Source organism: Salinimicrobium maris, assembly GCF_049680855.1.
Lineage (GTDB): Bacteria > Bacteroidota > Bacteroidia > Flavobacteriales > Flavobacteriaceae > Salinimicrobium.
The window spans coordinates 131,956-147,984 of record NZ_JBMPGS010000001.1; the positions used below are offsets into that span (position 1 = coordinate 131,956).

At 39.8% G+C, this 16,029-nt stretch carries 20 protein-coding genes; 4 read left to right on the forward strand and 16 right to left on the reverse strand.

The genetic code is table 11. The annotated features are described in order from the left end of the window. Positions 1–5: 5 nt before the first annotated feature. Complete coding sequence (locus tag ACOV1Q_RS00655) at positions 6–461, reverse strand: single-stranded DNA-binding protein (RefSeq protein WP_424492501.1); 456 nt, start codon at positions 459–461, stop codon at positions 6–8. 117 nt (positions 462–578) lie between these two features. Then, positions 579–1,619 (reverse strand): A/G-specific adenine glycosylase, encoded by a 1,041-nt coding sequence (mutY, locus tag ACOV1Q_RS00660; RefSeq protein WP_424492502.1) that lies wholly within the window; start codon positions 1,617–1,619, stop codon positions 579–581. Positions 1,620–1,716: 97 nt separating this feature from the next. Between mutY and ACOV1Q_RS00665 the strand changes: the two genes are divergently transcribed. From ACOV1Q_RS00665 to ACOV1Q_RS00675, 3 genes are all read left to right on the forward strand, one after another. Next, positions 1,717–2,046 carry an HU family DNA-binding protein gene (locus ACOV1Q_RS00665; protein ID WP_424492503.1) on the forward strand — a complete coding sequence of 110 codons (330 nt, stop codon included), beginning with the start codon at positions 1,717–1,719 and terminating at the stop codon, positions 2,044–2,046. Between the two features lie 298 nt (positions 2,047–2,344). Continuing rightward, positions 2,345–3,889 (forward strand): Rne/Rng family ribonuclease, encoded by a 1,545-nt coding sequence (locus ACOV1Q_RS00670; RefSeq protein WP_424492504.1) that lies wholly within the window; start codon positions 2,345–2,347, stop codon positions 3,887–3,889. An 87-nt stretch (positions 3,890–3,976) separates the two neighbouring features. Continuing rightward, on the forward strand, positions 3,977–4,459 hold the full coding sequence (locus ACOV1Q_RS00675) for a regulatory protein RecX (protein WP_424492505.1): 483 nt from the start codon (positions 3,977–3,979) through the stop codon (positions 4,457–4,459). Between the two features lie 17 nt (positions 4,460–4,476). On the opposite strand, the gene ACOV1Q_RS00680 is transcribed toward ACOV1Q_RS00675, so the two are convergent. The 9 genes from ACOV1Q_RS00680 to ACOV1Q_RS00720 all read right to left on the reverse strand — a co-directional run bounded on the left by ACOV1Q_RS00680 (position 4,477) and on the right by ACOV1Q_RS00720 (position 12,544). Continuing rightward, positions 4,477–4,890, reverse strand: a complete 414-nt coding sequence (locus ACOV1Q_RS00680; RefSeq protein ID WP_424492506.1) for an ester cyclase — start codon at positions 4,888–4,890, stop codon at positions 4,477–4,479. A 103-nt stretch (positions 4,891–4,993) separates the two neighbouring features. Next, positions 4,994–5,878, reverse strand: a complete 885-nt coding sequence (locus ACOV1Q_RS00685) for a cupin-like domain-containing protein (protein WP_424492507.1) — start codon at positions 5,876–5,878, stop codon at positions 4,994–4,996. A gap of 50 nt (positions 5,879–5,928) precedes the next feature. After that, entirely contained in the window at positions 5,929–7,020 is a 1,092-nt protein-coding gene (bioB, locus tag ACOV1Q_RS00690) for a biotin synthase BioB (protein WP_424492508.1), read from the reverse strand. 84 nt (positions 7,021–7,104) lie between these two features. Further along, positions 7,105–8,268, reverse strand: a complete 1,164-nt coding sequence (locus ACOV1Q_RS00695; protein ID WP_424492509.1) for a beta-ketoacyl synthase N-terminal-like domain-containing protein — start codon at positions 8,266–8,268, stop codon at positions 7,105–7,107. Positions 8,269–8,318: 50 nt separating this feature from the next. After that, a complete protein-coding gene (locus ACOV1Q_RS00700; RefSeq protein WP_424492510.1) occupies positions 8,319–8,921 on the reverse strand; it encodes an SET domain-containing protein in 603 nt (200 codons plus the stop codon). A 101-nt stretch (positions 8,922–9,022) separates the two neighbouring features. Next, positions 9,023–10,300: an adenosylmethionine--8-amino-7-oxononanoate transaminase gene (gene bioA / locus ACOV1Q_RS00705; RefSeq protein ID WP_424492511.1), complete on the reverse strand. Its 1,278-nt coding sequence runs from the start codon at positions 10,298–10,300 to the stop codon at positions 9,023–9,025. A gap of 71 nt (positions 10,301–10,371) precedes the next feature. Further along, positions 10,372–10,989, reverse strand: a complete 618-nt coding sequence (bioD, locus tag ACOV1Q_RS00710) for a dethiobiotin synthase (RefSeq protein WP_424492512.1) — start codon at positions 10,987–10,989, stop codon at positions 10,372–10,374. Next, on the reverse strand, positions 10,986–11,390 hold the full coding sequence (locus ACOV1Q_RS00715; RefSeq protein ID WP_424492513.1) for a putative signal transducing protein: 405 nt from the start codon (positions 11,388–11,390) through the stop codon (positions 10,986–10,988). Before ACOV1Q_RS00715 ends, bioD begins: the two co-directional genes overlap by 4 nt. A gap of 5 nt (positions 11,391–11,395) precedes the next feature. Then, complete coding sequence (locus tag ACOV1Q_RS00720; protein WP_424492514.1) at positions 11,396–12,544, reverse strand: aminotransferase class I/II-fold pyridoxal phosphate-dependent enzyme; 1,149 nt, start codon at positions 12,542–12,544, stop codon at positions 11,396–11,398. Between the two features lie 28 nt (positions 12,545–12,572). Between ACOV1Q_RS00720 and ACOV1Q_RS00725 the strand changes: the two genes are divergently transcribed. Beyond that, positions 12,573–13,022 carry an MgtC/SapB family protein gene (locus ACOV1Q_RS00725; RefSeq protein ID WP_424492515.1) on the forward strand — a complete coding sequence of 150 codons (450 nt, stop codon included), beginning with the start codon at positions 12,573–12,575 and terminating at the stop codon, positions 13,020–13,022. On the opposite strand, the gene mnhG is transcribed toward ACOV1Q_RS00725, so the two are convergent. From mnhG to ACOV1Q_RS00750, 5 genes are read right to left on the reverse strand one after another with little or no spacing between them, the layout of a single operon-like run. Then, complete coding sequence (gene mnhG, locus ACOV1Q_RS00730) at positions 13,019–13,414, reverse strand: monovalent cation/H(+) antiporter subunit G (protein ID WP_424492516.1); 396 nt, start codon at positions 13,412–13,414, stop codon at positions 13,019–13,021. The two genes, ACOV1Q_RS00725 and mnhG, sit on opposite strands and share 4 nt — an antisense overlap. After that, entirely contained in the window at positions 13,411–13,683 is a 273-nt protein-coding gene (locus ACOV1Q_RS00735) for a cation:proton antiporter (RefSeq protein ID WP_424492517.1), read from the reverse strand. Before ACOV1Q_RS00735 ends, mnhG begins: the two co-directional genes overlap by 4 nt. Further along, positions 13,680–14,156, reverse strand: coding sequence for a Na+/H+ antiporter subunit E (locus ACOV1Q_RS00740; protein WP_424492518.1), 477 nt, complete (start codon positions 14,154–14,156; stop codon positions 13,680–13,682). The genes ACOV1Q_RS00735 and ACOV1Q_RS00740 overlap by 4 nt, the downstream gene beginning before the upstream one ends. Beyond that, positions 14,153–15,679: a proton-conducting transporter transmembrane domain-containing protein gene (locus ACOV1Q_RS00745; RefSeq protein WP_424492519.1), complete on the reverse strand. Its 1,527-nt coding sequence runs from the start codon at positions 15,677–15,679 to the stop codon at positions 14,153–14,155. Before ACOV1Q_RS00745 ends, ACOV1Q_RS00740 begins: the two co-directional genes overlap by 4 nt. Next, entirely contained in the window at positions 15,676–16,029 is a 354-nt protein-coding gene (locus ACOV1Q_RS00750) for a Na+/H+ antiporter subunit C (protein WP_424492520.1), read from the reverse strand. Before ACOV1Q_RS00750 ends, ACOV1Q_RS00745 begins: the two co-directional genes overlap by 4 nt.

A 16,029-nucleotide genomic window follows, 5' to 3' on the forward strand; every position in this document is an offset into this window, starting at 1 on the left:
TAAACTTAGAAGGGCAAATCATCCTCCTCTTCCTGAGGCGGATTTTCTTTTGCAAAAGTATCATTTTTAGGCTTTTGTGGAGCATAATTTTCCTGATTGGAAGAATTTGGCGCTGCACTTTCATTTTTGGGGGTGAGAAAAGTAAAATCTGTGCAGTGAATTTCGGTAGAATAGCGTTCATTGCCTTTATCATCCTGCCACTTTCTCGTTTTGATCCTACCTTCAATATAAACCTTATCCCCTTTTTTCAGGTATTTCTCACAAACTTCAGCAGCCTTATTTCGAACCACAACGTTGTGCCACTCGGTATTTGTTACACGTTCGCCACTGGTCCTGTTGGTGTAAGTCTCATTTGTCGCCAAAGGAAAACGCCCTAAAGAACCGCCCCCTTCAAAATAGTGCATTTTCACGTCGTCTCCCGTATGCCCAATGAGCATTACTTTATTTAAAGTTCCAGTCATATGATAATTTCTTGATAGAATTAACTTCTAAATTAAGTAAAAAAGATTTGGCTTCCTATGCAACTTTATCCTTTTTACTACTTAAATATTTGGGGAAAATACAAAAAAGCGGCTTTCTCAAAAATCATAAGCCTCAATAAATTTATCTATAAGAGCGGGAACCGGGAAGTGAGAAATATTTTCAATTGGTATTCCAGCCTCCGGAAGTTCACGACAATTCACTATCCAGAATTTAGTATAAATATGTTGATGTGAAAGTTTATGAACAATGGGAGCCTCATTATAAAGTTCTAAAGATTGTTCTTTTACTGCAGCATAAATGTGGTCATTGCTTTCCATCAACAGGTTTTTATGTGACACCTCCCTGTTAGTTTCCAAAAGAGGAAATTCATATAAACCCTCCCATATACCTTTACCTCTACGTTCATTGAGCAGTGTCTCCTTTGCTTCGGAAATAAAAACAAGGTAGTTAAAATGTCTTTTTTTGACCTTCTGCTTTTTCAGCTTTACTGGCAGCTCTTTTATCCTGTTGTCTTTCAATGCCACGCAAATTCCTGAAAAAGGACAGGTAGAACACAGGGGCAGTTGCGGCTTACATTGTACTGCGCCAAATTCCATCATTCCCTGATTAAACTCCGAAGGCATTTCCTTATCCAGCAATTTTTGAGCTATAGCTTTGAACTCCTTTGCACCTGCAGTAGAATTAATAGGAGTCGCAATACCAAAAATCCTTGAAAGCACTCTGTAAACATTCCCATCTACCACAGCTACAGGTTCCTTATAACAAATAGATGCAATTGCACTGGCCGTATAATCACCTACTCCAGGGAGCTTTAGCAGCTCCTTATATGAACTTGGAAATTCTCCATTGCATTCCTCCACAACATACTTTGCCGCCGCATGCAAGTTGCGCGCCCGGGAATAATAGCCAAGCCCCTGCCATAACTTCAGCACCTCCTGTTCTGAAGCTGCCGCAAGTTCAAAAACTGTAGGAAATGTTTTTTTGAACTTCAAGTAGTATGGTTTACCTTGTTCAATCCTGGTTTGCTGCAATATAATTTCACTCAACCAAATGAAATAGGGCTTGCTTGTTCTACGCCAGGGAAGATCTCTCTTGTTTTCTAAATACCATATTATCAAAGTTTTAGAAAAATTCATTACAGAAAATAATTTGGTGCAATGATAATTCTTTATTCTGTTATTATTTAGTGAATTAGGCTTGAATAGTTGCCGATTTAATTGTTATATTTGCATCTTGAAATTTTATAAACCCCTATTATTAAATTATACGACAATGACGAAAGCAGATATCGTAGCAAAGATCTCCGAAAAATTAGGAATGGAGAAAGGAGATGTTCAAGCTACCGTTGAAACCTTTATGGATGAAGTGAAAACTTCATTAGAAGCAGGCGACAACGTTTACCTAAGAGGATTTGGAAGCTTCATTATCAAAACAAGAGCTGAAAAAACAGGGAGAAATATCTCCAAAAACACCACTATTAAAATACCTGCACACAATATACCAGCGTTTAAGCCGGCTAAAATTTTCGTAGAAGGTGTAAAAACCAACGTTGAGGTAAAATAAAAGAACCAGCCCGCCAATTTGGGTTAAAAATAAATTACTAATTAAAAAGTCACACTATGCCAAGTGGTAAAAAAAGAAAAAGACATAAGGTAGCTACGCATAAGCGTAAAAAAAGAAGAAGAGCTAACCGCCACAAGAAAAAGTAGTTTTCATACTACTTTTTTTATTTAAAAACGTTCTTTGAAATCGAGATGTTGGCTAATTGAAACTCAAATAACCTGCATCTCTTCAGGATTAAAAACCCTGTGATCAATTATTGTTAATCCATCCCGATAAATCGGGATAAAAATCGATTAGAGTGAACAAAGAGTTAATTATTAGAACCGGTTCCTCTGCTGTAGATTTTGCCTTATTAAAAGATGGAAAACTAATTGAACTCAATAAAGAGGAAGACGACAGTAATTTTGCAGTTGGTGATATTTTTCTCGCCAAAATTCGAAAATCTGTTCCGGGACTAAATGCCGCATTTGTAAATGTTGGCTACACGAAAGATGCATTTTTGCACTATCATGACCTTGGCCCGCAGGTTAATTCTCTATTGAAGTTCGTAAAACGTGTAAGCACAGGTAAATTAAAGGATTATTCGCTTAAGGATTTTCCTAACGAAAAAGATATTGATAAAGACGGAAGTATTGCCGATGTCTTAAAATCAAATCAATCGCTACTGGTACAGGTTGTAAAAGAGCCAATTTCAACCAAAGGCCCAAGAATAAGTTCTGAACTTTCTCTTCCGGGCCGGTATATTGTTTTAGTACCTTTCTCTAATAGGATTTCTGTTTCGCAAAAAATAGAAAGTAAGGAAGAAAAAGAAAGATTAAAACGACTGGTTAAAAGTATTAGACCAAAAGGTTTTGGAATAATCGTACGTACCGTAGCAGAAGGCAAAAAAGTAGCAGAACTGGACAACGACCTTCAAAATTTAATGAATCGTTGGACCGGAATGTGCAAAAAGTTGTACAAAGCACCTCACCCTTCAAAAGTTCTTGGAGAATTGAACAGAGCATCCTCTCTCTTAAGAGATGTATTCAATGATTCCTTTACTTCAATCATTGTAGATGATGAGGCTTTATACACGCAAATTAAAGATTATGTGGGCGAGATCGCCCCAAAAAAAGAATCCATTGTAAAATTGTATGACTCCAATGTTCCGATATTTGAGAAATACGGAATAGAAAGACAGATCAAAACAACATTCGGCAGAACAGTATCAATGAATAAAGGGGCTTACCTGGTCATTGAGCACACAGAAGCTATGCACGTCATAGATGTGAACAGCGGAAATCGCTCAAACAAATCCAAAAACCAGGAAGATACCGCACTTGAGGTAAACCTTATAAGCGCGACCGAAATCGCACGTCAACTCCGCCTGCGCGATATGGGTGGGATTATAGTAGTTGATTTCATTGATATGAATAAGGCCGAGAACCGAAAGGCATTGTACGATCACCTTCGAAATGAAATGAGTGACGACAGGGCAAAACACAAAATTTTGCCTCCCAGCAAGTTTGGATTAATACAAATTACAAGACAAAGGGTACGGCCCGAAATGAATATTAAAACAAGAGAAGAAAATCCCAATAAGAACGGGGAAGAAATTGAAGCTCCAATCGTTTTAATAGATAAGATCAACACCGACCTTGAAAGATTATTGAAAAAAGACTTTAAAAAGGTGACTTTAAGCACTCACCCTTTTATAGCAGCCTTTTTAACAAGAGGTTTTCCATCACCCCGCGCAAAATGGTTTATGGACCACAAGCGCTGGATAAAAGTTATACCCAGAGACGCTTACACGTACATGGAATATCACTTCCACGATAAAGACGGGGAATTGATAAAACTATAATTCAAGAAACGCCTTTCATTAGCTTGAAAGGCGTTTTTTTATTTAAGCCCCTTTTATTCATCACATTTCATTTTCTACCTTTGCGCCATGCATGCCAATCCCGGGAACAAATCATACACTGTAAAAGAAGCCACATTAAAGCTAATGCAGTATTGCGCTTATCGCGACCGTTCTCACAAAGAGGTAGAGGATAAATTAAAAGATATGAGGATGATTCCCGCCGCCTGCGAGCAAATCATCATGAAATTGATGCAGGAAGATTTCCTAAATGAGGAACGCTTTGCCCGCAGCTTTGTACGCGGTAAATTCAGGATTAAGAAATGGGGACGTAACAAAATAAAGCAAGAGCTGAAGTTACGGGAAATTTCAGTTCCCATTATTAAACTTGCCCTTACGGAAATTCAGGAAACAGACTACCAAAACACCCTTTTTGGAATAGCAGAAAAGAAACTGGCTATTATACGGGAGCCTAACATCTTTAAAAAAAGAAAAAAGTTAACAGATCATTTACTACGAAAAGGCTATGAACCTCCATTGGTTTATGAAGTAGTTGAAGAATTGATCCGTTAACTCTTATACTTTGCCGCTTAAACAGGATTCACACCTATTTGCTTAAGGATTCCCAGCTCATCACTGCTTCCCCATCTTTCTGCCAATTTACCGTTCTCAAAACGGCTTATTTGCATTCCCCGGACTTCAATAGACTTACCTGTTCCGGGAACTCCCATAAAATCCCCTTTATGAGTACCCCTAAGTGTATATGCGAAGGCTACATTTTCATCATCCACAACCATATGTTCAACTTCCGTCTGCATATCTGGAAAAGCATTTCTCATCATTGTAAAGAAGTCAATATAACCTTGAGGGCCGGGACCTTGATTTGGCGCAGGATCATGATCTTTCACATTTGGGGCTACAAGATCTCTTAATTGTTCAAGATTTCCGGAGTTGATTGCCTCTCCAAATTTTTTCTGCGACTCTTTATTCAATTCTTTGCTCATATTTATAGTTTTGAGATTAATACATTTAATATCAACAATATAAAATGGAAAAGAGCTAATGTTTCCCTAATTAATATAGATTAACAGAGATTAAGAAGTTCTTTTAATCCTGAACAACTTTGTTCCTCTTATTTGTCCGCTTTAAAGCCTGATCGTTTTTGTAGTCAATCCATTGTTGGCCTTTCCACTTCCGCATATAATTGTCGAAATGACGCATTACAAAGATGTTGTACAGAGCTTTCGAAAGATGGGTGATCTTTCTTGGTGTACCGCGCAGGCTCATAGAGAATCCGGGGGTGAGGTAAGTCATTTGGTGCCAGTAACCTTCGGGCATGTACAGAACTTCACCATGTTTTAGTTCCGTAACCATTCCTTTTGCTTTTTTCAAAGCCGGAAATTTTTCAAAGTCAGGATCATGAAAATCTATGTCTTCCCTTGAAATAAGCGCATGCGGCACTTTGTAAAGGTATTTTGTTTCTGAGGGCGGGAAAAGGATACATTTCTTTTTCCCATGGAAATGAAAATGAAGAATATTTGCAAAATCAATGTCGTAATGCATAAAAACTTTGGAGTTCTCACCTCCAAAAAACAACATTGGGATTTGTTTTATCAACCGCAATCCTATCTTTGGAAACTCAAAATCTTTTTGAAGCGAAGGCACTTCCTTCAACAAATGATATAAAAAGATACGGTAATTGGTGGGACCAGCTTTTAGCAAATCAATGTATTCCCGCATCTTCATGTGCGTATGCGGCTCATTGAATTTATATTTTGAAGAAATAGGCCTATTATCAAATAGAGGAACGGTTTTATCACCCGCTTCCTGCTTTATGTAATCCAAAGACCACTTTTTATAAGCCGGCCAATCCTCAATAAGGTGCTCCAGTACCACCGGTTTTTGTGGTTTTACATATTTCTGAATAAAATCTTCCCGGGAAATTTTACCTTCCCGGGGGATTTCAGTTAAGTTCATTCGTTCCTTCATCATTCCTCCTCTTTCAGGATATTTTGTAAAACCGCCTAAAAGGTCTGCACCAACTAGGCTCTTGTTTTCGCCTTTTTTTGGGCTTCTAAGTTACGTTCAATTACATGACCTGGTCGTGACCATTTTGGTTTTTCCCCAAGGTTTTGAAATTTGGAATCTTCTGCAGAAACAGTTTCCGGCTGAGCTTTTTTAACAAATGGCTTTTGAGGATTCAATCCCAAAGCTTTGAACATTTCCATGTCCTCATTCACATCTGGATTTGGGGTTGTAAGAAGTTTATCACCTGCAAAAATTGAATTTGCACCGGCAAAGAAACACATTGCCTGTCCTTCCCTGCTCATTTGTGTTCTACCGGCAGATAGGCGCACCTGGGTTTCGGGCATAACAATACGGGTAGTAGCCACCATTCTCACCATATCCCAAATAGGCACCGGCTCCTGCTCTTCCATTGGAGTTCCTTCTACGGGGACTAATGCATTTATAGGAACAGATTCCGGCTGCGGATTCAAAGTAGACAAAGCAACGAGCATTCCTGCACGATCTTCAGTCGTTTCACCCATTCCAATGATTCCTCCACTACAAACCGTCACATTCGTTTTTCTAACATTATCAATGGTCTTCAAACGATCTTCAAATCCACGGGTTGAAATCACCTCTTTATAATATTCTTCCGAAGAATCAAGGTTATGGTTATAAGCATACAGCCCGGCTTCTGCCAATCTTTGTGCCTGGTTTTCAGTGATCATTCCCAGCGTACAGCAAACCTCCATGTCAAGTTTATTGATGGAGCGAACCATTTCCAGCACATCATCAAACTCCTGCCCATCTTTCACATTTCGCCATGCAGCCCCCATACAAACACGTGAACTTCCGGCTGCTTTTGCACGAAGTGCCTGCGCTTTCACCTGGTTTACACTCATAAGGTCATTACCTTCAAGATTTGTGTGATAACGCGCTGCCTGTGGGCAATACCCGCAATCTTCAGGGCAACCGCCGGTTTTTATAGAAAGCAGGGTGGAAACCTGCACCGTATTAGCATCATGATTTTCCCGATGTACCGAAGCTGCTTCGTAAAGCAGATCCATAAAAGGTTTGTTATATATTTCCAGGATTTCTTCCTGTGTCCAGTCGTGTTTCGTTGCCATAAAATAAAATTATATTCAAAAATAGCTAAAACTGCTTTAATTGTAAACCTTTCCCGGGCTTTTTAAAAATGTGCTTTTGAACTCTTATTTTCGGCACACGAGTACTGAAACCGAGTTCCCGCCAAAACCTACGGCATTTACCAAAATGTTTTTAAGCCTCTTCGGAAGTCTTTTATTACTGAGTTCACTAAAAGGAACAGGAATAAATTCCTGGTGTTGCAGCATCATTATGGCCAACTCCAGACTCAGCAAACCTGAAGCTCCAAAAGTGTGGCCTATTTTCCATTTATTTGATGTTAAAGCCGGACCTTCCTTTCCAAAAATGGCATTTATCGCGTTCACTTCAGAGGCATCTCCTTTGATCGTTCCCGGAGCGTGCATCACCACCGCATCAATTTCAGCGGGAGGCACTTTTTCCAAAGCCATTTTCATGGATTTTTGAAAACCTTCTCCATTTGCAGATATTGAAACACTGTGCTTCAATTCTTCCGTGGTGTAACCAATCCCACTGATCTCGGCGATCGCATTTTCCCTGCTCCCATTTTCCATGCAAAGCATTGCCGCACCTTCACCAAGGATCATCGAATTCTTCTCTTTAGACATATCTAAAGCCAGACAAGGATACTTCTTTTCTTCGGAAGCATAAATTTTCATCGCCTGCATTTGCGAAATAGTAAAGGGTGTAAGAGCCGCTTCACTTCCCCCCGCCAGGAATTTCTGGCAAAGTCCCGACTGCAACCACGCCACTCCATTTAAAACCGAATGCAGACCTGTAGAACAAGTCACACTATGTGAAATTTCGGGCCCCGAACTTCTTAGATCCTGGGCCACCCAGGAAGAAATATTTCCCAAAGTTGTATTTGGAGATGCGAGCGTTTCTGCACGTCCGTTTTTAAGGAAATAATCATAATGATTTTCAAATAGATTTGTTGCACCACGCGAGCTTCCTATATTTATTCCAATATCTGCTCCTTTAGCCCAGTTTGAAGACGCGACTGCTGCACGAGCACTCAGCACAGCTAATAATACAGAGCGATCAAGATTTTTCCACTTTTGAGAAGAAAGCCGCAATTTTTTTACTTCCTCTTCTAATTCTTTCGGAAGAAAGGCTCCAAAGGCTTTATTCCCCTCAAAATCATGAGCAGTAATGGCATGTTCAGAAGTTTGATATTTCCTCCATATATCTTCGGGTTTTGACCCAAGTGGTGAGACAGAAGCAATAGAGGTAATAGAAACAGGGTTCTTCAAAGCATTAATTTTTCAGCAAAAGTAAGGCGCAACTCCGCTTTTGCTAAATTTTACTGCGTAATTTTTTGACTCCCGTGATAAAAAAGGTTGAGGATGGAATCCATTTTCTGTTTTCCTTTTAGAATATGTTCAATTTTATTCTGAATATTTTCAGAAACCAGTGGCAGCAAAGGCTGTCCTACAGATTTTAATTCGAAAAAAGCCTCTTCCAGCTTTTCATCCCATACTTTATGAAAATTCAGAAGATCATCGGGAAACACCACTTTTCGTTCGGTTCCTTCGTCTTTGGGCACAAAAGGTTCAGTGACATTTAAAAAACCGTAATCATCTGTCAACTGCTCTCCGGGAAAAATATCCCGTATTGCGACCTCAAAATCATACGCAGTAGAAAGGCAATTCGCTTGAAAACTATGATTCACGTATTTTGCCAAATCCCAGCACAAGATGAAATTTCCAGCATTATTCCTAAAGGAATATTTATCCATCATCTCGCGGGAAGCTGGTTTCATTTTCTCGTATTGTTGTGGCGAAAATACCTGGTCCAGCTCATCCTGCACCCATGTAATGGTCCCTTTGGGAATAAATTTCTTAGCGACTACACCATAGCCTATTTCATCGCTAATGAAATCAATTTTCGTATTTGGATGCATCATATAATAAAGGAATTAAGCTTCCTAATATACAAAATGAAAGTATCCAAAAATGAACTTTTTTACCTGGAAACCAGTTTTTTACAAAGCTTCATAATTTTGAATTATCCAAAATTTCCGAGTGCAGATTCTATACTTTTATAGATTTTTTGCAGTTCATCATCCAAAATGGTGAAAGGAGCTGAAATATAGATCGTATTGCCCAGCGGCCTAAGGAAAACTCCATCGTCCATAAAATGCTTGAAAAGCTGATTTCTGAGGTTTCCGTAGCGCTCCATTTTCACATCAAGATCAAATGCGAAGATGACCCCCAGTTGACGCATGTTTGCCACTTTGGGATGTGCTTTTATGCGTTCTCCAAATTCTTTGTGTGACTGCATAACCCTTTGAATATCCTTCTGAATCTCTTCGGAAGTGAGCAATTCAATTCCGGCGAGAGCGGCTGTACAGGCCAGCGGATTAGCCGTGTAAGTATGCCCGTGAAAAAGCCCTTTTGCTATATCATCTGAATAAAATGCATCGTACACCTGCTGCGTACAGGAAGTTACCGCCATAGGTAAAAGCCCCGCAGTCAAAGCTTTAGACATACAAATAATATCTGGCTTGATTTGCATATAATCTGAAGCAAAATACTTTCCTGTTTTGCCAAACCCGGTCATGACCTCATCTGCAACCAGTAAAATGGCATTTTCACGGCATATTTTCAGGATCTCTTCAAGTCCGGCGGGATCGTACATCTTCATTGCTGCTGCTCCCTGCACCAAAGGTTCATAAATAAAACCGGCAATATTGAATTCTGAAATAAGCTTTTTCAACTGCTTCAGAATCTCCTCTAAATTTCCCCTTTTCGGCACCGGAATTCTCACCACTTCTATAAAATGATCTTCAAAAGCACCATTGTAAACAGATAATCCAGAAACCGACATAGCACCAAAAGTATCCCCGTGAAAACCTTCTTCAAAAGCCAGCATCACCTTTCGGTCATTCCCAAGATTGTGGTGATATTGCAGCGCCATTTTAATTCCAATCTCTGTCGCGGTAGAACCATTGTCACTAAAGAACAATTTCTGCTGATTTTCAGGCAGAATTTTCATCAAGGCTTCAGAAAGTTCTACCGCGGGCGCATGCGTAAATCCGCTGAAAACCACCTGGTCCAGCTGCTGCATTTGCGCGGCAACTCTTTGAGTGATATGATCGTTGCAATGCCCGTACATACAGGTGTACCAGGAAGCGATTCCATCTACATATTCTTTGCCGTTTTCGTCATATAGAATACTGCCTTTTGCCCTTACGATGGCGAGCATTTCAGGACTCAATTTATGTTGGGTTAACGGGTGCCAAAGATGTTCCTGGTCGCGTTGGGAAAGGTTTTTATTTTGCATTTTAAAGGCTGTCAAAATATTTTGAGACTTAACAGGTTTTTATAACCTATTAGGTCTGGATTCTAGAAATTTTAAACCAGATTGCATCGAAATTTTTCTGCGTAATTCCTGATAGTTTCCTGTGTAAACTCCTTTTCTTCAGAAATTCTTCCAATAACAGGAACTCCACTCATTTTTCGAATGATGGATTCGGTAGAAGGATTCTCATTTCCACTAAAGATAATTCCGAAGCATTGGAGTCCGCGGTTCTTAAGCGCCTCAATAGTTAGCAAAGTATGATTGATGCTACCCAGGTAATGACGGGAAACCACGATGACTTTATGTTCTGGTTTTATAAGATCCAAGATTATTTCGTGATCGCTAATTGGCACCAGCAATCCGCCGGCACCTTCAATAACAAGATTCTTGCTCGTTTTGGGCTCCTTTATTGCTTCCGAAGTAATTTTCACGCCATCAATTTCGGCCGCAGCATGCGGACTCATAGGTGTTTTCAAGGCAAAACTATTGGGGTGAAAAACGGTTTTATCATTTGAGATAAGATTTTTCACCTTGTGCGTATCCGAATTTTCCAAGTCGCCCGCCTGTATCGGTTTCCAATAATCGGCCTCTAACGCTTCTGTCACGATGGCTGAGGCAATGGTCTTTCCAACTTCGGTCCCGATGCCGGTAATAAAGAACCTCTCTTTCATTTTAATCTAAATTTATTTTTGCAGTTTTCGCAGCGGTATTCGTATTTTACATAGATAGGTAGTGCCGTCATGAAGAAGGAGAATACAAAGAACAGTAGCGATTTTATATCTTTAACGTTCGAAAGCAATTCTACTTTTGAGCTTCCACATTCCGGGCAAATAATTTCTTTCCCCTCATCATCTGTCGAATATTTATTGATGGAATCAAGGATTTCTACCGCCTTTTGATAATCCTTTTCAAAAACAGCCAGTTTTACGCCGCCAATGGCATTGCTTACCAAAGGATCTGTATCTATGGTATGGTTATCTCTCAAAAATGAGGGAATTCCTTCGGCTTCAAAACGGCCTTTCATGACCTGCGCTTCGGCAGAATATTGAAAAACTTTAACAATAGTGAACATCTGGCTCATTTTACAAAGGTATTTATTAAGAAGAGAAGCCTGCTTATTTCTTCTTCAGAATTAAAGCTGTGAAGGCAAATCCTTAAGCGTTCTTTCCCTGGGGAAACCGTTGGCGAAAGAATTGCTTTAACATCAAAACCTTCCTTTTTAAGCCGTGCACTTACCGCTTTTACCTTTTCATTTCCCGGAAGGATGCAGCAATGAATGGCAGAATCGCTTTCTAGAAAAAGGTCTTTAAATGTCATTTTTTGAACTTCAGATTGAAAGAAATGAATACGCTTGTTCAACTTTTCTACTTCTGCAGAATTTTGAAGATATTCATAAGAGGCAATAACAGTGGCCAGCGCATGTGGCGGCAGCGCTGTAGTATAAATAAAGCTGCGGGCGAAATTGATGAGATAATCCCGAAGCACCTCACTTCCCAGTACAGCAGCGCCATGGGCGCCAAGTGCTTTCCCAAAGGTTACGATCCTGGCAAAAATCCTTTCCTGGAATGCCATTTTTTGAACCAATCCGCTGCCATTCGTCCCATCTACCCCCACAGAATGTGCTTCGTCAATAATTAGGAAAAAACCTTGCTCTTCGGCATATGTTAGCATTGTCTCAAAATTTGGGGAATCGCCATCCATGGAAAAAACGGCCTCTGTAACCACGAAGACTTCAGCATCATCATTTGTATCAGTTACTTTTTTGGCGATTCTTCTTAAATCGGAAAGGTCATTGTGCCTGAATTTGTAAGCTTTCGCCTTTCCCATAGAAATACCGTCTCGAATGGAAGCGTGCACAAATTCATCATACAATATGATATCATTACGCTTGGGAATACTGGAAAAAATACCAACATTAGCATCATAACCTGAGTTAAAAATGAGCGCGGCTTCTGTTTCATGAAATTTTGCAATGGCTTTTTCTGCTATTTCATAAAGCTTATGATTTCCTGAAAGAAGACGCGAGCCGGTAGCTCCATTTTGTAAAATGCTGTTTTCGAGAAGGATCTCGTGACTTTTCCAAAAAACCTCTTTTGAAGCAGCTATTCCCAGATAATCGTTTGAAGAAAAATCAATTAATGAAGAGCAATTTCCAAGGTTCCGGAAAGCGTGTTCCTGCTTTCTCGTCTCGAGACTTTTTGCTACTTTTAAAGGATATTTTCTCATGAAAATCAAATTTACACATTAAATATTTATGGAACTTTATTCTTTCCTGGTTCAAATAGGTGCTGCCCTTATAGCAGGCCTCCTCATTGGAATTGAACGTGAAATACATAATAAAAATGCCGGATTAAAAACCAATGCACTGGTGTCGCTTGGAGCTTGCGTCTTTGTTTTGGTCTCTATGCATTTTAGAGGGGAAGAGTATGTGGATATTACCCGTGTCATTGGACAGGTAGTAACTGGTATTGGATTTATAGGCGCCGGAGTAATTCTTCACAAAGGAACTATTGTACGCGGTCTTACCACCGCCGCCACGGTGTGGTGCAGCGCAGGTGCCGGTTGCCTTGCTGCCATAGAGCAGTTTGCCGAATTAACTGCTTTGGTCATTTTAATTGTCTTTGTAAATGTCTTTTTTGGACCTGTTGATAAATTTATCAGGAACAAGTTCGATAATTCTGAAGATGAGAAACTAGATGATTAATCCTCCGGAATAGTAGATTCATCTTCCCCCGAGGGTTCTGCAGGTTTCTTTTTTTGAGGAGTTGTCTTTTTGTATTTATCCTTTAGGTCATCCATCACAGATTTATCCCAAAGTTTATTTCCAATAATATACGAAGCCCTTCCAATAAGATGTGCCCCTACGGGTGCTGTCAGCAATACAAAAACTATAATCGCCAGGACTCTTGTAGTAGTGGAGAGATCATTAAAATAAACGGCAGCAGCAATAAGGATCAAACCCACACCTAAGGTGGCTGCTTTTGTTGTCACAGCCATGCGCAAATAAGTATCGGGCATTCGAAGTATACCCACGCCAGCCAGTAAAAAAAAGATCGCACCAAAAGTTGCCAGGACGGCTATAATAATTTCACTCATTTCTTTTTTCTTTTTTGGAGATAAGAGGAATAGGCTACCGTTCCTAAAAACGCGATTAAACCGAGTATCAACGCTATATCCAGAAAGGTAGAATGGTTAGTAAGAATACTGTAAACAGCAATTACACCAATCCCGATGGTTACCAGGAGATCTACCGCAATGATCCTGTCTGAAATGGTAGGCCCTTTTATAAACCTTACAAACACCAGCAGAATGGCCAGTGATATTACAGGCAGGATAATGTAATATAGATAATCTTCTAAAATCATGCTGAAATTTGCATTATGCGTTTTTCAAATCCATTTTTTATACTCCTAATAAAATCCTCCTTATTTGTAATGTACATAGCATGTACATAAAGTACGCTTTTGTCTTCAGAAACATCGAGGCTAAGAGTACCGGGTGTCAAAGTAATGAGGTTTGCCAGCATGGTTATCTCAAAGTCTGATGTGATATCCAGTGGCACCGCCACAATTCCGGGTTTCATATTCAATTTTGGTGTACTTACTTCGTATGCCACCTGTAAATTTGCTTTTATTAATTCATAAGAGAAGAAAAAGAAAAAAGCTACTATACGAGGTACCAGCTTGAAATAGCGTACATTTCCGCTCCCACGAGTAATGATCCACAGTAGAAAAAAACTCAGTACAAATCCAAAGATCACGTTCGGAAATTCAAAGCTCCCGGTAAGAGCCACCCAGATGAAGGTAAGCAGTAAGTTGGCTAAAAATCTGTTTTTCATGGCTGCACTATTCTGGCATTATTAAACACGGCTTCAATATAACCTTCAGAATTTAAAAGTTCAAAAGAGATGCGGGTGGCAAGCTCCTGAATATTTTCGGCTCCAAAACCAACGTACAGTGTTACAATAGAAAGAAATACAATGGGTCCAAGTATTTGCACCTTCCTGTAACTCCGGAGCCTATTAAAATAAGGAAAATTTTTAATTCTCTTTATTGGTGCGCCACTCTTCCAGAATACTTCTGACCAGAATTTTACAATTACGAATAAAGTAAGGAAACTGGCAAACAAAATTCCTCCAATTACAACATAATTCCCGGTTTCAAAACCAGCACTAATTAGAGATAATTTTGGCCAAAATCCTGAGAGAGGCGGAATTCCTACCAAAGAAAATAAAGGTATTGCAAATAAAAGGCTCAACATAGGATGATCTGCATAGAAGCCACCCAGTTTTTTCATACTGTTGGTTCCTTTGATCTTATAAATTAAACCTGTGACCATAAAAAGGTTTGTTTTTACCAGGATGTCGTGCACCAGGTAAAATACGGCCCCCGCTATGGCTACTTCAGTCATCATTCCCAGCCCCGCGACCATATACCCAATATGACAAATCACCAGGTATGAAAACATTTTCCTGATGTTATTCTGAACAAGCGCTCCAATAGCACCGCTAAAGAGGGTAAGAACAGCTATTGTAAGAAGTACATTCTCCAGGAATGCATCTATTTCAAAAATTAGTGTAAAGACCCTTAAAAGAGCGTAAACTCCCACCTTTGTCAACAACCCTCCAAAAATAGACGAAACTGCGGAAGGCGGCGTGTGATAGGAAGCCGGCAACCAGAAGTACAATGGGAAAACAGCCGATTTTATTCCGAAGCCTATAAGAAACAAAAGGGCATTGACCTGGATGAGCGTACGATTTTCAACAGCCGCGACTTTCCCTGCGAGATCGGCCATGTTAAGACTTCCGGTAAGCCCATATAATACTGCAATAGCTGTCAAAAAAATTACTGAAGCCAGGATGTTTAACGTGAAGTACTTCACAGCTCCTTCCAGCTGAGCTTTTTCCCCTCCTATAGTTAACAGCACAAAAGATGTTATGATAATGATCTCAAACCAAACGTAAAGGTTAAAGATATCACCCGTTAAAAATGCTCCATTGAGACCTAACAATAGGAAATGAAATATTGGAAAATATCCGAATTTTAGACGCGAAGGTATCACTGAAGCAGAGGAAAAACTTGACACAGCAACTCCTGCAATAGAGGTAAGAAGTACAAGGGTAGTCGATAATGTATCGGCTACAAATGTGATCCCAAAGGGAGGGGCCCAGTTACCGGCCTGTATGGTTTGAGTTCCGTATTCCCAGACATGCGAAAAAAGCCATACAGCCACACCAAGGCTTATTAAACTTCCTGTGATACTAATTACCTTTTGCCAGCTCGTTCTGCTCCAGGAGAACATAAGAACGATAGCCAGAAACATTTGAAGCAGTAAAGGGTAAATTACTAATTGTTGGGTCATGAGTATTCGTCTGTTGCGTTCATTTCATCCAAATCATCAGTCTTTACGACCTTGTGCGCCCTTTTCACCAGAATAATAGCGAAAGATTGCAGTCCAAAACTGATAACAATGGCGGTAAGAATTAATGCCTGCGGAAGCGGATCTGAATATGCTTCCAGAAAAACATCGGAAGTTGCAGGAATAATAGGCGGTTGCCCTTTTGCGATTCTTCCGAGTAAAAATATAAGCAGGTTGGCACCATTCCCCAGGAGGATGATTCCAATTATTAATTTAACAAGGCTACGGCGTAAGATCATGTATATGCCTGCAGCATATAAAGTCCCAACCATTATAGCCAGTAATATTTCCAT

Bases quoted from the DNA above. Each gene is read 5' to 3' on its own strand.
- ACOV1Q_RS00655 (WP_424492501.1), bottom strand. From the start codon at position 461: ATGACTGGAACTTTAAATAAAGTAATGCTCATTGGGCATACGGGAGAC.
- mutY (WP_424492502.1), bottom strand. From the start codon at position 1,619: ATGAATTTTTCTAAAACTTTGATAATATGGTATTTAGAAAACAAGAGA.
- ACOV1Q_RS00675 (WP_424492505.1), top strand. From the start codon at position 3,977: ATGCATGCCAATCCCGGGAACAAATCATACACTGTAAAAGAAGCCACA.
- ACOV1Q_RS00680 (WP_424492506.1), bottom strand. From the start codon at position 4,890: ATGAGCAAAGAATTGAATAAAGAGTCGCAGAAAAAATTTGGAGAGGCA.
- ACOV1Q_RS00685 (WP_424492507.1), bottom strand. From the start codon at position 5,878: ATGATGAAGGAACGAATGAACTTAACTGAAATCCCCCGGGAAGGTAAA.
- bioB (WP_424492508.1), bottom strand. From the start codon at position 7,020: ATGGCAACGAAACACGACTGGACACAGGAAGAAATCCTGGAAATATAT.
- ACOV1Q_RS00700 (WP_424492510.1), bottom strand. From the start codon at position 8,921: ATGATGCATCCAAATACGAAAATTGATTTCATTAGCGATGAAATAGGC.
- bioA (WP_424492511.1), bottom strand. From the start codon at position 10,300: ATGCAAAATAAAAACCTTTCCCAACGCGACCAGGAACATCTTTGGCAC.
- bioD (WP_424492512.1), bottom strand. From the start codon at position 10,989: ATGAAAGAGAGGTTCTTTATTACCGGCATCGGGACCGAAGTTGGAAAG.
- ACOV1Q_RS00715 (WP_424492513.1), bottom strand. From the start codon at position 11,390: ATGTTCACTATTGTTAAAGTTTTTCAATATTCTGCCGAAGCGCAGGTC.
- ACOV1Q_RS00720 (WP_424492514.1), bottom strand. From the start codon at position 12,544: ATGAGAAAATATCCTTTAAAAGTAGCAAAAAGTCTCGAGACGAGAAAG.
- ACOV1Q_RS00725 (WP_424492515.1), top strand. From the start codon at position 12,573: ATGGAACTTTATTCTTTCCTGGTTCAAATAGGTGCTGCCCTTATAGCA.
- mnhG (WP_424492516.1), bottom strand. From the start codon at position 13,414: ATGAGTGAAATTATTATAGCCGTCCTGGCAACTTTTGGTGCGATCTTT.
- ACOV1Q_RS00735 (WP_424492517.1), bottom strand. From the start codon at position 13,683: ATGATTTTAGAAGATTATCTATATTACATTATCCTGCCTGTAATATCA.
- ACOV1Q_RS00740 (WP_424492518.1), bottom strand. From the start codon at position 14,156: ATGAAAAACAGATTTTTAGCCAACTTACTGCTTACCTTCATCTGGGTG.
- ACOV1Q_RS00745 (WP_424492519.1), bottom strand. From the start codon at position 15,679: ATGACCCAACAATTAGTAATTTACCCTTTACTGCTTCAAATGTTTCTG.
- ACOV1Q_RS00750 (WP_424492520.1), bottom strand. From the start codon at position 16,029: ATGGAAATATTACTGGCTATAATGGTTGGGACTTTATATGCTGCAGGC.